The sequence below is a fragment of the Polaribacter batillariae genome, assembly GCF_017498485.1.
Taxonomy (GTDB): domain Bacteria; phylum Bacteroidota; class Bacteroidia; order Flavobacteriales; family Flavobacteriaceae; genus Polaribacter; species Polaribacter batillariae.
In genome coordinates this window covers 1,168,647-1,182,912 of record NZ_CP071795.1, presented here as the reverse complement: position 1 = coordinate 1,182,912, position 14,266 = coordinate 1,168,647, and the positions used below count along the sequence as shown (strand labels likewise).

General features: G+C 30.9%; 13 protein-coding genes. 4 read left to right on the top strand and 9 right to left on the bottom strand.

Translation table 11 applies throughout. From position 1 onward, the window contains the following. Window positions 1-20: 20 nt before the first annotated feature. The 9 genes from groL to miaB form a co-directional block, all read right to left on the bottom strand. Window positions 21-1,655: a chaperonin GroEL gene (gene groL / locus JL193_RS05180; RefSeq protein ID WP_207972791.1), complete on the bottom strand. Its 1,635-nt coding sequence runs from the start codon at window positions 1,653-1,655 to the stop codon at window positions 21-23. Window positions 1,656-1,785: 130 nt separating this feature from the next. Beyond that, window positions 1,786-2,061: a co-chaperone GroES gene (locus tag JL193_RS05175; RefSeq protein WP_077811052.1), complete on the bottom strand. Its 276-nt coding sequence runs from the start codon at window positions 2,059-2,061 to the stop codon at window positions 1,786-1,788. Window positions 2,062-2,239: 178 nt separating this feature from the next. Beyond that, the gene (secG, locus tag JL193_RS05170) at window positions 2,240-2,572 is read right to left on the bottom strand and encodes a preprotein translocase subunit SecG (protein ID WP_207972790.1); all 333 of its coding nucleotides are present in this window, start codon (window positions 2,570-2,572) and stop codon (window positions 2,240-2,242) included. After that, the gene (locus tag JL193_RS17465; RefSeq protein WP_367890031.1) at window positions 2,569-2,724 is read right to left on the bottom strand and encodes a hypothetical protein; all 156 of its coding nucleotides are present in this window, start codon (window positions 2,722-2,724) and stop codon (window positions 2,569-2,571) included. The genes secG and JL193_RS17465 overlap by 4 nt, the downstream gene beginning before the upstream one ends. Before the next feature lie 98 nt (window positions 2,725-2,822). Further along, the gene (locus tag JL193_RS05165) at window positions 2,823-3,344 is read right to left on the bottom strand and encodes a DUF8458 domain-containing protein (RefSeq protein WP_367890030.1); all 522 of its coding nucleotides are present in this window, start codon (window positions 3,342-3,344) and stop codon (window positions 2,823-2,825) included. A gap of 33 nt (window positions 3,345-3,377) precedes the next feature. Continuing rightward, window positions 3,378-3,884 carry an LptE family protein gene (locus tag JL193_RS05160; protein ID WP_207972789.1) on the bottom strand — a complete coding sequence of 169 codons (507 nt, stop codon included), beginning with the start codon at window positions 3,882-3,884 and terminating at the stop codon, window positions 3,378-3,380. Window positions 3,885-3,938: 54 nt separating this feature from the next. After that, the gene (locus JL193_RS05155) at window positions 3,939-5,165 is read right to left on the bottom strand and encodes a sigma-54 interaction domain-containing protein (protein ID WP_207972788.1); all 1,227 of its coding nucleotides are present in this window, start codon (window positions 5,163-5,165) and stop codon (window positions 3,939-3,941) included. 32 nt (window positions 5,166-5,197) lie between these two features. After that, window positions 5,198-6,352 carry a hypothetical protein gene (locus JL193_RS05150; protein ID WP_207972787.1) on the bottom strand — a complete coding sequence of 385 codons (1,155 nt, stop codon included), beginning with the start codon at window positions 6,350-6,352 and terminating at the stop codon, window positions 5,198-5,200. A 3-nt stretch (window positions 6,353-6,355) separates the two neighbouring features. Continuing rightward, the gene (miaB, locus tag JL193_RS05145; protein ID WP_207972786.1) at window positions 6,356-7,810 is read right to left on the bottom strand and encodes a tRNA (N6-isopentenyl adenosine(37)-C2)-methylthiotransferase MiaB; all 1,455 of its coding nucleotides are present in this window, start codon (window positions 7,808-7,810) and stop codon (window positions 6,356-6,358) included. A gap of 175 nt (window positions 7,811-7,985) precedes the next feature. Here miaB and JL193_RS05140 point away from each other — a divergent pair, with 175 nt between their 5' ends. The 4 genes from JL193_RS05140 (at window position 7,986) to JL193_RS05125 (ending at window position 14,229) form a co-directional block, all read left to right on the top strand. Beyond that, a complete protein-coding gene (locus JL193_RS05140; protein WP_207972785.1) occupies window positions 7,986-9,464 on the top strand; it encodes a sulfatase family protein in 1,479 nt (492 codons plus the stop codon). A 206-nt stretch (window positions 9,465-9,670) separates the two neighbouring features. Beyond that, window positions 9,671-11,164 carry a glycerol kinase GlpK gene (gene glpK, locus JL193_RS05135; protein WP_207972784.1) on the top strand — a complete coding sequence of 498 codons (1,494 nt, stop codon included), beginning with the start codon at window positions 9,671-9,673 and terminating at the stop codon, window positions 11,162-11,164. 14 nt (window positions 11,165-11,178) lie between these two features. Next, window positions 11,179-11,919, top strand: a complete 741-nt coding sequence (locus JL193_RS05130; RefSeq protein WP_207972783.1) for an MIP/aquaporin family protein — start codon at window positions 11,179-11,181, stop codon at window positions 11,917-11,919. Between the two features lie 132 nt (window positions 11,920-12,051). Continuing rightward, the gene (locus JL193_RS05125) at window positions 12,052-14,229 is read left to right on the top strand and encodes a two-component regulator propeller domain-containing protein (RefSeq protein ID WP_207972782.1); all 2,178 of its coding nucleotides are present in this window, start codon (window positions 12,052-12,054) and stop codon (window positions 14,227-14,229) included. Window positions 14,230-14,266 lie beyond the last annotated feature (37 nt).

Below are 14,266 nucleotides of genomic sequence, written 5' to 3'. Positions count from 1 at the left end.
TATCTGCAACGATTCGTTGCTTACATCATTCCTGGCATTCCACCACCCATTGGAGGCATTCCACCAGCAGGCGCATCTTCTTTAATGTCTATTAATGCACATTCGGTTGTTAAAATCATTCCAGCAACAGAAGCAGCATTTTCTAAAGCAACACGTGTTACTTTTTTAGGATCTATAATTCCTGCTTTTAGCATATCTACATACTCGTCTGATTTTGCGTTGTAACCAAAGTCTTTTTTACCTTCTAAAACTTTATTTAAAACCACAGAACCTTCACCACCAGCATTTTCAACAATAATTCTTAAAGGAGCTTCAATTGCTTTGTTAATAATTTGTACCCCTGTAGTTTCGTCTAAATTTTCTGTAGTTAATTTCTCTAGAACTTTTTTAGCGCGTACTAAAGCAACCCCACCACCAGCAACAATACCTTCTTCTACAGCGGCTCTTGTCGCGTGTAAAGCATCATCTACTCTGTCTTTTTTCTCTTTCATTTCTACTTCAGAAGCAGCACCAACATATAAAACAGCAACTCCACCAGCTAATTTAGCCAAACGTTCTTGTAATTTTTCTTTGTCGTAATCTGAAGTTGTAGATTCAATTTGTGTTTTAATTTGGTTTACTCTTGCTTTAATCGCTTTTGCGTCTCCAGAACCATTTACAATAGTTGTATTATCTTTATCGATAGTTACTGTTTCTGCAGTTCCTAATAAATCTAAAGTTGCATTTTCTAGAGAGAAACCTCTTTCTTCGGAAATTACAGTTCCACCAGTTAAAATAGCGATGTCTTCTAACATGGCCTTTCTTCTATCTCCAAAACCAGGAGCTTTTACAGCAGCAATTTTTAAACCGCCACGTAATTTGTTCACTACTAAAGTGGCCAATGCTTGTCCATCTACATCTTCAGCAATAATTAAAAGAGGTCTTCCAGATTGTGCTACAGGCTCTAAAATTGGAAGAATTTCGTTTAAGTTAGAAATCTTTTTATCGAATAATAAAATATATGGATTCTCTAAATCTGCAATCATTTTATCTGCATCCGTTACAAAATATGGCGATAAGTAACCTCTGTCGAACTGCATTCCTTCTACAACATCTACATATGTTTCCATACCTTTTGCTTCTTCTACAGTAATAACACCTTCTTTACCAACTTTGGTAAAAGCAGTTGCGATTAATTCTCCAATGGTATCGTCGTTATTTGCAGAAATTGCAGCAACTTGTTTTATTTTTTCTGAAGAATTACCCACTTTTTGGGTTTGCTTTTCTAAATTTTCAATAATTGCAGTAACTGCTTTGTCGATTCCACGTTTTAAATCCATTGGATTTGCACCTGCAGCCACATTTTTTAGGCCTTCTTTTACGATTGCTTGTGCCAAAACGGTTGCAGTTGTTGTTCCATCACCCGCTAAATCGTTGGTTTTAGAAGCTACTTCTTTTACCATTTGAGCTCCCATATTTTCGAGCTCGTTTTCTAATTCTACTTCTTTTGCTACAGAAACACCATCTTTAGTTACAGTTGGTGCACCAAAAGATTTAGAAATAATTACGTTTCTACCTTTTGGTCCTAAAGTTACTTTTACTGCATTTGCTAAAGCATCTACGCCACGTTTTAATCCGTCTCTTGCTTCAATATCAAATTTTATATCTTTTGCCATTTTTATTCTTTTTATTGTTTTTCCTGCATAAGCAGGAATTTTGTTAAACTTTTTTCGATTTTATTTATATAGAGAGTTCTGCCTGTGCAGGAATAACAGTTGTCTATTGTAACTCTCTACTGAAGAATTACTAAATAATAGCTAAAATATCAGATTCGCGCATCATTAAATAATCCTTTCCTTCTAATTTTAAGTCTGTACCCCCATATTTGCTATACAAAACAGTGTCGCCAACTTTTACAGTTAAAGGCTCGTCTATTTTGCCATTACCAATGGCTACAACAGTTCCTTGTTGTGGTTTTTCTTTTGCATTATCTGGTATAATTAATCCAGACGCTGTTTTTGTTTCTGCTGGAGCAGGTTCTACAAGAACTCTGTCTGCTAAAGGTTTAATGTTTAATCCCATTTTTTATTTTTTTTTTGATTAATTAAATAATTTTTTATGGTTATAGCAATGGCAGAAATTATGCCATTACAAGAAAACTGCCAATTTTTCGCTGTATAGATTTTTTAGTAAATTATAGCATAAAAAAAATGCCAACGTGTCATTCACATTGGCATTTTAAATTATTTATCGACAGTTATTACAAGCTATCATTTTTATTTGTTGTTGGGTTTGTTGGGGCTGGAGTTGTGCTTTCTATACCATCTAAAGTATTGTCTAATTTAAAGTTTTCTTCACCACCTCGTGGTATGGCTACATTTGCTAATAAAATTAAAGCGAACATTGCAATGGCTAAAGTCCAAGTTGTGTTGTCTAAAAATTTATTAGTGTTTTGCACACCTCCTAAAGATTGTGCTCCACCTCCACCAAAAGAAGAAGACAATCCTCCACCTTTAGGGTTTTGTACCATAACAATTAAAATTAAAGCGACTGCAATAATTAAAATTAGAATTAAAAAAGCTGTATAACTCATAATTTATTTTTTTGTAAAATTTGTATTCTTTTAATTTGGTCTGCAAAGAAACCACTTTTTTCTGGATATTTCAAACTTAAAATTCTATAAGCTTGTATGGCATTGTTAAACTTCTTTTGTTCTAAATAAACTTTTGCCAAAGTCTCTGTCATAAGAGCAGCATCTTGCTCGTTTTTAGTAATAGGAACAACGATTTTTTTATCTTTTGGAAGCGCTTCTATTTTAGGATTGTTTTGTATAAATTTCTCTATTAATTCTTCTTTTTAAGAAGTTTTTTTACTGCGTTTTTTTCTTTTCGAACAATTGGTTTTTTTGTTGAAAGTTGTAACCATTGGTTGAATGAATGATTTTCATCTGCAGAAAAAGCAATCGGTTTGCCAATTTTTAAAGTTTCTTCTACAACTTTAATTTCTGAAACCGTTTTTTCTTTGGTTGTAGAAATGTTTTCTTTATCTTTTAAGACAGCATTTTCTTCGAGAGTTTCTTTAGAAATTTTTTTTGAAATTTGTTGATGAATATTTTCTTGCTGCGAACTAAAATTAGAAGCGGTAATGTAATTAAACAATACTGTTCTGTCTGTTGTGTAGCCTGCAGTAATTTTTAACTCGTTGTTGTATTTAAAGCTATCTTGGTTTTTTAATCCTTTTAAATATAAGGCCCTTGCTGCTTGAAAAAACGGATATTTTTCGACAACAGATTTTAATTCGACAGTTTCTAATTGCCGAATTTTTACTTTATTCTCTAATAGGTCTAAAAATACTTCTTTTTTCAAGTTTAAATTTTGTTTTACTCTATACTTTAAAAACTACCATTTTCCAACAGAAGCATTAAAAATATCTTGTGTAATTCTTTCTAAAATTTCTTTAAAAGCGGTCTCTTTTACTCCTCCAGTTAATTGAGATGTTGCAGGGTAATCGGAATAAAAAGAAAACTGTTGTTCGAAATTTTTCTTCTCATCTAATTTGTTTACATAGCGTACATTTACAGAAATTGTTAGCCTATTTTGTGCTGCTGTTTGATTAGAAGTAGCACTCATTGGTGTTATTCTATAACTTGTAATTTCTCCACTAAAATACAAATCTCCATTAGAAGAAGTTAAAGTTAAATTTGTTTGACGCGTAAATAAGTCTTGTAATTCTTGTGTAAATTGCTGACTTAATTCGGGTTCTATTAACTGTGCTTGGTTCTGAAAATAATCTACCTGTATAGTTTTTGCATTACCTACGTCACCTCCTGTAAAACTATAAATTCCGCAAGAAATAAATAGTAGCGAGCTAACTATAAAAGTTGATATATAAAGGAGTTTTTTCATGTTGATGTATTCTAGATTTAATATTCAAAGTTTAAAGTTCAATTGACTTTAAATTTATAAATCGTATTGTTTAATTTTTCTGTAAAGTGTTCTTTCTGAGATGCCTAATTCTTTAGCGGCTAATTTACGTTTATTGTTGTTTTTTTCTAAAGATTTTTTAATCATTTCTATTTCTTTGTCTTGCAAAGATAAACTCTCGTCTTCTTCTATGGTCTCAATAAAATCATACCCTTTTTTAGAGGGTGATGTTTGTGGAATATTTAAAACTTCGATATTGTGTTCTTTTAATTCTTTATCGCTGTAAATTTTTTCTAATAAATGATGGTTTTCTTCTTCGATTTCTTCAATATTACCATTTTTTTTCATCAAATCTAAAGTTAATTTCTTTAAATCGTTGATGTCGTTACGCATGTCAAAGAGTATTTTGTACATTATATCTCTTTCAGAAGAAAAATCGCTTTCTTTTTTACCGCCAATAATTGCGGGTAAATGGCCAGAATTATCGGGTAAGTATTGTTTTAATTTTTCGCCTGTAATATTTCTACCTTCTTCGATTACAGAAATTTGTTCTGCTAAATTTTTTAATTGACGAATATTTCCTGGAAATCGATAGCCAAGCAGTTCTTTTACAGCACTTTCGTCTAATCGAATAGAAGGCATTCTGTATTTTTGAGCAAAATCTGAAGCAAATTTTCGAAACAATAAATGAATATCTTCATTGCGTTCTCTTAAAGCTGGTAGATGAATTTCTACAGTGCTTAATCGATAATACAAATCTTCTCTAAAGCGTTCTTTTTCGATTGCTTGTTGCATGTTAACATTGGTTGCAGCAACAATTCTAACATTTGTTTTTTGTGTGGTTGAAGAACCTACTTTTATAAATTCACCGTTTTCTAAAACCCTTAGCAATCTTACTTGAGTGGTTAATGGTAACTCTCCCACTTCATCCAAAAAAATAGTTCCACCATCTGCAACTTCAAAATAGCCTTTTCTGTCTTGTGTTGCTCCTGTAAAAGATCCTTTTTCGTGACCAAAAAGTTCGCTATCTATGGTTCCTTCTGGAATTGCGCCACAGTTTACAGCAATATATTTTGCATGTTTTCTATGTGATAAAGAATGTATTATTTTTGGAATACTTTCTTTACCAACACCACTTTCTCCAGTAACCAAAACAGAAATATCTGTGGGTGCAACACGCACCGCTTTTTCTATGGCTCTGTTTAACTGAATATCGTTTCCAATAATTCCAAAACGTTGTTTTATTGCTTGTAAGTTTTCCATAGTTTTAAAATTGTATTTTACAAAAATGCATTTTAATTTTCGAATAATAATTTTGCATAAGGTGTTCCGTTTTCGTAATATCCTAAAATTTCGCAAATAATAACATCTTTGTCTTCTAATTGACTAAAAGTGCGCCTTACATCTAGTCTTTCTGTTCTGTTATATATCGACTTTTTTATGGGCATTTTAATTGTTTTGTTATTAAAATAAAATCTAGGTTTCCCTGAGGTATTATTGCACCTAACTAAAATTTTTTGTTCGGTTCCAATAAGGTTTTGCAGTTCTTTTTTTAGGTTATTTAATTTTAGTTGATTGCTATCGACTTTGTGAATATTTAGTATTGCAGAAATTTTGTAATTCTCTCCGATACTTACAATATAACATTCTATAAAGTCGCCGTCTTTTAAGGTGTTAATTATTTTATGTACTACATTTTTGTTGTATAAATGTTTGTAATACTTGTTTTGTGTTAATATTTGTATGGGTTTATTTTCTAGATAAAAAATCTTATTTTCATTATACGTCTTTACCAGAACTCGTTTTCTATAATTTTCTGTATTTTGTTTAAACCTATTAAAGTCTTTTTCTTTCTCGTCTCTTTCTTTTTCTATTTCTTTGTGTGTTAATACTATTTTATTAGATTCTCTATAGCCACTAAACGTGGTAGTAATAATATTACCTACTTCAATCTTGTTTAAAAAAGATATTTTTTCTGTTTTTTTTGCATAAATTAAGCCAATTACAGAGCCATATTGCCAATTAAAATCGTAACCAATATCTACTAAAATTCCAAATTTTAGTTTTTTTATAACAATGCCTTGGTATTCTATATCATTTACAAGAATAGGGGTTTCTAAAGCATGATTTTTCGCATCAACAAGTATAGAGTTTTCTTTTATTTGATATATTTTTCCTTTAAAAGAGGTGTTAATTAAAGATTTGGATACGGTTCTCCATTTATTTAAGTGACTGTATTTCCAAGGCATATGAGCAAATGAGACATAGCCAAATAAGCCTTTTATTTTTATTAGAAAACCATTTTTTTTTACCCCTACTATTGTAAAAGAAACAGATTTGTTTTGTTTTTGTATATTTTCTATATTTTTAAACAGTTCTATTAAATAGTCTTTGTTTTTTTCTTCAGGTTTTTTAAAGATTATATTTTTTAAATTTTTTAAAAAAACCACTTTTTAATTGTTTTTAGAATAACCAACAGCAACTCCTTTTAACGTAGCAGACGTACAATCTTTAACTTTAACATTTACAAAATCGCCCAATTTATAGTGTTCTTTTGGAAAAACAATTACTGTATTTTGTGTGTTTCTTCCTTTCCATTCATTGGGGTTTTTCTTAGAAGTTCCTTCAATTAAAACTTCTTCTATTTTACCTAAATGTTGTTGTGTTCTGTATAAAGAATGTTCTTGCTGTAAATCGATTACTTCTTTTAATCTGCGTTTTTTTACAGCAAGAGGCACATTGTCTTCCATCTTTTTTCCTGCGAGAGTTCCAGGTCTTTCAGAATAAGCAAACATAAAACCAAAATCGTATTTTACATACCTCATTAAATCTAAAGTATCTTGATGGTCTTGCTCAGTTTCACCACAAAAACCAACAATCATATCTTGTGACAAAGCCATTTCTGGTACAATTTTAAAGATATTGTCAACCAACTCCATATATTCTTCACGTGTGTGTTGCCTATTCATGGCTTTTAACATGGCATTACTTCCGCTTTGTACAGGTAAATGAATGTATTTACAAATATTTTTATGTTTTGCCATTACATGAATTACATCTAAACTCATGTCTTGAGGGTTAGAAGTCGAAAAACGAAAACGTGTTTTTGGGAATCTTGTAGCACACATGTCTAACAATTCTGCAAAACCTACAGCTGTTGCTTGTGCTATTTCAGATGCTTTTTTAAAATCTTTTTTTAAACCTCCACCATACCAAAGAAAGCTATCTACATTTTGACCAAGTAGTGTAATTTCTTTATAATTTTGATTTACCATAGATTGAATTTCCTCTAAAATACTTTTAGGATCGCGACTTCTTTCGCGTCCACGAGTAAAAGGAACTACACAAAAAGTACACATATTGTCGCAACCTCTTGTAATAGAAACAAATGCAGAAACACCATTTGTGTTTAATCGAACAGGCGAAACATCTCCATAGGTTTCTTCTTTCGATAAAATAACGTTAACAGCATCTCTACCTTCGCTAACGTCTTCTAATAAATTAGGAATATCTCTATACGCATCTGGCCCAACAACCAAATCAACAATTTTTTCTTCCTCTAAAAATTTTTCTTTCAAACGTTCTGCCATGCAACCCAAAACCCCAACTTTCATTTTAGGATTTATTTTTTTTACAGCATTGTATTTTTGCAAACGCCTACGAACTGTAGTTTCCGCTTTTTCGCGAATAGAACAAGTATTTACCAAAACCAAGTCGGCTTCCTCTAAAATTTGGGTGGTATTGTACCCTTGTTTGTCTAAGATTGAAGCGACTATTTCACTATCATTCATATTCATTTGACAGCCGTAACTTTCAATAAATAATTTCTTAGTATTTTCTTTTTTATTTTCAGTTACAAGGGCTTTTCCTTGTATTCTTTCGTCGATAACTTTTTCGATTGGTTCCATATTCAAAAAAAAATGAATTGCAAATATACAACCAAAATTGAAAATTAATGACAAATTGGCAGAAAACAAAAATAAATTTTATTGATAAATATGTAAAAAAGGATAGATATATTTAAAGTGTTTCTTGTTTTTTGTATTATTATTTATAGATTTGAGAATCTATTAAAATTTTCCAATGAAAAAAAATCTAATTTTATGGCTAATCGTAACACTTATTTCTTGTAAGAAAGAGGTTGTAGAGAAAATTAAAAAACCTAATGTTTTATTTATTGTAGTAGATGATCAAGGATATGCAGATTTTACCCCTTTTAAAATAAATGAAGAAAATGTTGCAACACCAAATATTACCAGATTAGGAAATAAAGGCAAAGTTTATACCCAAGCTTACGTAACAGCACCAGTTTGTAGTCCTTCTAGGGTTGGTTTTTTAACAGGTAAAAATCAATTTCGTTGGGACAAACCAGCAAGTTGGGGGCCAGGTTTGCCAGATAAAGTAAAAACAGTTGCAGAATATTTAAAAGAAGCAGGGTATGCAACTGCAAAAATTGGTAAAAATGATATGGGGAGAAAATTCCATAGAAATGATGTGAGAGAATACCCAATAAACCATGGTTTTGATGAGTTTTTAGGATTCAGCGCTCACGCACACGATTATTGGCTAAATTCTCAAAAAATAAAAGACATCACTCCAGATCCTTTTGGAACCAGTGCTTTGCTTGGGCCTTTAATGCATAATATGGGCGAAAAAAGTTACGATAAAGGTTATTTAACGGATATTTTTTCTGATGAAGCCATTAAATATATAAAAGAAAGAGATGCTGAAAAACCTTTTTTTTTAATGCTTTCTTACAGTGCAGTTCATCATTTAATTCACGAAGTTCCAAAAAAGTATTTAGATAAATATGGAGTTAAAGAAATTCCGAATTACCACCCAGATAGTTTAATTGCCTATGGAAAGAAAAAAGCAGGAACCTATGCTGCTTATTACGACAAATATTCGAGAGTTGGCGATTTAAAATCAGATCAGTTAAGAAAATATTATTTGGCAAATTTAAACTGTTTAGACGATAATATTGGTCGTGTTTTAGATGTTTTATCTGAAGAAAAAATAGACAAAGAAACCATTATTGTTTTTATTTCAGATAATGGAGGCTCTCCATTAACAGGGGCAAATAATGCGCCTTTAACAGGTGGGAAATATGCACTTTTCGAAGGTGGAATACGTGTGCCAATGGCATTGGTTTGGAGTGGAAAAGTAGAAGCAAATTCTACACAAAACACTTATGTTTCTGCAACCGATATTTTACCTACTTTAGTAGAAGCTGCAGGTGTAAAATTAACAGATAACACGATTGATGGAAGAAGTTTACTCTCGAAACCAGATAACGAACGTTTATTGGTATGGAAATGGAGAAAAAACTGGGCAGTTAGAAAAGGAGATTGGAAATTAACCAATGCCAAAGAAAATCACTGGAAAAGTGAGCCTACAGAATATTATATTCCGCCAATTGTAGATAACAGAGAGTTGAAGTTGTTCAATGTAAATAAAGATGCTGGAGAACGTAAAAATTTAGCTTCTAAATATCCAGAAAAAGTTCAAGAGTTGAAAAAAATGTATGATGATTGGTATGAAGCAAATCAAGGAAAATATTGATAAATTTTGTAATTATTCATTAAAGCAATCTTGAGATAGTTTTATTCAAAAACAAAATCTTTTGAGATGTTATTTGTTTACATAAAATAATTAAAAACATGTTGTTACTTCGAGTACATTTTTGAAGAATAAAAAAAATTGTATCGAGAAGTCTTTAAAATTAAAATAAAAGAAACTTTTTATTTAAGAACTTAAACCTATAAATTATGAGCAAATATATTTTAGCATTAGACCAAGGAACCACAAGCTCGAGAGCTATTGTTTTCGATAAACAAGGAAATATAAAATCGATTGCTCAAAAAGAATTTACCCAAATTTTTCCAAAACCAGGATGGGTGGAACACGATGCAGTAGAAATTTGGTCCACACAAGCAGGCGTTGCTGCAGAGGCAATTGCTAGTAAAGGTTTAGATATGGAAGATATTGCTGCGATTGGCATTACAAATCAGCGAGAAACTGTAGTGGTGTGGAATAAAAATACTGGAAAACCAGTATGCAATGCCATTGTTTGGCAAGATAAAAGAACCTCTAATTATTGTGATGAGTTAAAAGCTGATGGGAAATCTAAAATGATTAAAGAAAAAACAGGTTTAGTAATAGATTCTTACTTTTCTGGTACAAAAGTAAAATGGATTTTAGATAATGTAGAAGGGGCAAGAGAAAAAGCAGAAAACGGAGAATTACTGCTAGGAACCATCGATTCTTGGCTGGTGTGGAATTTTTCAAAAAAACAAAAACATATTACAGATGTAACAAATGCATGTAGAACTTTACTATTCAATATAAACACAATGGATTGGGATGATGAGTTGTTAGAGTTACTTACAATTCCGAAGTCTATGTTGCCAGAAGTAAAACAATCTAGCGAAATTTACGGACATACAAAATCTACTTTTTTCGACTGTAATATACCTATTGCAGGAATTGCAGGAGACCAACAAGCCGCACTTTTTGGGCAAATGTGTACCCAAAAAGGAATGGTAAAAAACACCTATGGAACAGGTTGTTTTATGTTAATGAATATTGGTAATAAACCCATTGTTTCAAAAAACAATTTATTAACCACAGTGGCTTGGAAAATTAATGGTAAAACAACTTATGCTTTTGAGGGAAGCGTTTTTATTGCAGGTGCTGCTGTACAATGGCTAAGAGATGGATTAAAAATTATTAGAAATTCATCAGAAGTAGAATCTTTGGCAAATTCTGTAGAAGATTCAGATGGTGTTTATTTTGTACCATCCTTTGCAGGTTTAGGTGCACCACACTGGAACCAAAAAGCACAAGGCACCATGTTTGGTTTAACAAGAGGTACAACAGATGCGCATATTGCAAGAGCAACTTTAGATGCCATAGCCTACCAATCTATGGATATTTTAAAGGCGATGGAAGCAGATGCCAAAATTACTATTAAAGAATTAAGAGTAGATGGAGGTGCAACCGTTAATAATACCTTAATGCAATTTCAATCGGACGTTTTAAATACAAAAACAGTTAGACCAAAAGTAATAGAAACTACAGCAATGGGAGCTGCTTTTTTAGCAGGTTTGGCAGTTGGTTTTTGGAAAAGCGAAGAAGAAATTCAAGAAATTTGGCAAATTCACGAAACTTTTAAGCCGTCTAAAAAAAGAAAAAAAATAGAAAAGAATATTAAAGGTTGGTACAAGGCAATAGCAGCTTTAGAATATTGGACAAATAACTAATAAATTGTAATTATATGACAGCATTTGTAGCAGAAATAATAGGAACGTTTTTGTTAATTCTATTAGGTGGAGGCGTAGTTGCCAATGTAGTTTTGGAGAAAACAAAATCGAACGATTTAGGTTGGATGGTTATTACAACAGCTTGGGGTTTTGCTGTTTTTGTAGGGGTTTCTGTTGCAGGGCCCTATAGTGGTGCACATTTAAACCCAGCAGTAAGTATTGGTTTGGCGCTCGCAGGAAGATTTGAGTGGAGTTTAGTTTTAAGTTATATTATTGCCCAATTTATAGGAGCAATGTTAGGTGCTTTTATGGTTTGGGTGGTTTATAGAGATCATTTTAAAGCAACAGAAGATGGAAGTTTAAAAAAAGCGGTATTTTGTACTTCGCCAGCGATAAGAAATTTTTCTAGTAATTTAATTAGTGAAATTGTAGGCTGTTTTGTTTTGGTTTTTGTGGTTTTATATTTTACAAATGCAAATTTAAATGATGTTAATAATGGATCAATACCAATTGGTTTAGGTTCTTTAGGTGCAATGCCAGTAGCAATTTTAGTTTGGGTAATTGGTTTGTCTTTAGGAGGTACAACTGGGTATGCTATTAACCCAGCAAGAGATTTAGGCCCAAGAATTATACATGCAATTTTGCCAATAAAAAACAAAGCTAACAGCGATTGGAGTTATTCTTGGATTCCTGTTGTTGGTCCCATTATTGGAGCCGTTTTAGCAGGTTTTTTATCTTTAATTTTGTCGCAATAATTTCATTAAAATATGAGTTTTAAAGCTTCACCACTTAGAAACATAGTAAACATAGAACTATGCGCTCTATATTTCTGTGCGGTAGAAAAGAAAAATTTTATCTTCCTAATTTTTAATAAACATGTTTTTTGGTTGAAAAAACTATTTTTTTTATTTATACTCTCTTTTTCTTCAATATTATTCGGTCAAGAAATTCCGCCAATTTTAAAATTTCTGCCAGAAGATTATCATTCAGAAAACCAAAATTGGGCAATTACACAAAATAAAGATAAATTTATCTATGTAGCGAATAACGAGGGGTTACTGGAATATAATGGAGCAAGATGGAAGCTATACCCTTCTCCAAATAACACCATTATTCGATCGTTGTTGTCTGAGAATCATAAAATATATAGTGGTGCTTATATGGAGTTTGGGTTTTGGGAAACCCACAAAAACGGATTCTTAGAATACACTTCTTTATCAGAAAACATCAAAGAAAAACTAATTGAAGATGAGAATATATGGAATATAAAAAAGTTCGATCATTGGGTTTTGTTTCAATCTTTTCATCGCTTATATTTCTACAACACAAAAACTCAAGAAATAAATTTCTTGTCCGATTCGAATAATTACTACAGAATTTTTAACATTAATAATGTTATTTATATTTTTAAAAAAGATGGAAATTTAGTTGAGCTTGTAAACGGAAAAGAGAAAATAATTGCCACAATTCCTAAAGAATTTAATGTAAAGTTAGTGCTTTCTATTTTTAAAAACGAAGCAGGTTTTCTTTTGTTGACAAGAAATGAAGGTTTTTTTCAAATAAAAAATAAGAAAGTAAATAAATGGAAGACATCATTTTCTGATGTTGTAAAAAAGTATCAAATTTTTTGCGGTATTCGTTTAAAAGATCGAAGCTTTATGTTAGGAACAATTTCAAACGGAATTCTTCATCTTTCTAAAAACGGAAAAATAATTAACAAAATAGACCAACCAATAGGCTTAGTAAATAACACCGTTTTATCTTTGTTTGAAGATGCAGATGGCAATGTTTGGTCCGCTTTAGATAACGGAATAAATTGCTTAAATATGCAATCTTTTATTCGTGAATATAATGATGATAATGGCGATTTTGGTACCACCTATTGTTCTGTAAAATATAAAGACAAAATTTATATAGGAACCAATCAAGGGTTATTTTACAAGCAAGCGAATAAAAATTCAACCTTAAAAAAAGTAGTAGGAATAAATGGGCAAGTTTGGTCTTTATTTATTGCTGATGAAGATTTGTTGTGTGGGCATACTTCTGGAACATATCAAATTAAAGAAGACAAAGCATTACCTATTTCTATATTTTCAGGAACTTGGAATTTTCGAAAAATTGGTAACAATCCGAAAAAAAAATTGCAAGGGCATTATTCCGGATTAAGTATTTTAGAGAAAAATAACAATACTTGGAGTGTACTATATAAAATAAAAGGGTTTAATAATTCTGCACGTTTTTTCGAAATTTTGGGCACTACAGTTTGGGTAAATCACGAATACAAAGGAGTTTATAAATTAACATCAATAGATAGTTTTAAAACATTTAATAAAGTTAAATTACTTTCTAAAGTTGAAAAAGGAAAAGGTTCGGGATTGGCTTTGTATGATCATAATTTATTATACAGTTATCAAAAAGGAATTTTTAAGTTAGATAAAAACAAACAAGATTTTAAAAAAGATAGCACTTATAGTCAGCTTTTTACAGAAAAAGAATTTGTTTCAGGAAAATTAATTACCGATAAAAGAAATCGATTATGGTCCTTTAATAAAAGCACCATTAGTTATTTAGAAAAAACACCCATAAAAGGTAGGGTTTCTGTGAAGTTTATTCCAATTCAAAATTATTTAAGAAAAACAACAGTTAGTTTCGAGAATATTTCGAACATCGCTAAAAATGAATATCTAGTTGGAAAAACAAATGGTTATTTGTTGTTAGATTTAGATAAAAAAGAAGACCAACCCCATTTTATTTATTGGAACAAAATCAATATTAAAAATTCAAAATCAGAGATTAAAAATATTTCTTTTCAAAAATCAGGTAATTTTAAAGATGATGAAAAATCGATATTTTTTAAATTTAGTACTCCAGTTTATAATAAATACGAATTTATAAATTATCAATACAGGCTTAATTCGAAAAGCTGGGTTGATTTAGGAAATACCTCCGAGCTTTCATTTGAAAACCTTTCATTTAAAAATTATAAAATAGAAATAAGATCGATCATTGGAAATCAGGTTTCAGAAAATATTTTAAGTTATACTTTTAAACCTGAGTTCGATTAAAATTTAGGCATTTTTTTCTAGTAAAAAAGATAGATTT

Coding starts and splice junctions, on each gene's coding strand:
- groL (WP_207972791.1), bottom strand. CDS start 1,655: ATGGCAAAAGATATAAAATTTGATATTGAAGCAAGAGACGGATTAAAA.
- JL193_RS05175 (WP_077811052.1), bottom strand. CDS start 2,061: ATGGGATTAAACATTAAACCTTTAGCAGACAGAGTTCTTGTAGAACCT.
- secG (WP_207972790.1), bottom strand. CDS start 2,572: ATGAGTTATACAGCTTTTTTAATTCTAATTTTAATTATTGCAGTCGCT.
- JL193_RS17465 (WP_367890031.1), bottom strand. CDS start 2,724: ATGACAGAGACTTTGGCAAAAGTTTATTTAGAACAAAAGAAGTTTAAC.
- JL193_RS05160 (WP_207972789.1), bottom strand. CDS start 3,884: ATGAAAAAACTCCTTTATATATCAACTTTTATAGTTAGCTCGCTACTA.
- JL193_RS05155 (WP_207972788.1), bottom strand. CDS start 5,165: ATGGAAAACTTACAAGCAATAAAACAACGTTTTGGAATTATTGGAAAC.
- miaB (WP_207972786.1), bottom strand. CDS start 7,810: ATGGAACCAATCGAAAAAGTTATCGACGAAAGAATACAAGGAAAAGCC.
- JL193_RS05140 (WP_207972785.1), top strand. CDS start 7,986: ATGAAAAAAAATCTAATTTTATGGCTAATCGTAACACTTATTTCTTGT.
- glpK (WP_207972784.1), top strand. CDS start 9,671: ATGAGCAAATATATTTTAGCATTAGACCAAGGAACCACAAGCTCGAGA.
- JL193_RS05130 (WP_207972783.1), top strand. CDS start 11,179: ATGACAGCATTTGTAGCAGAAATAATAGGAACGTTTTTGTTAATTCTA.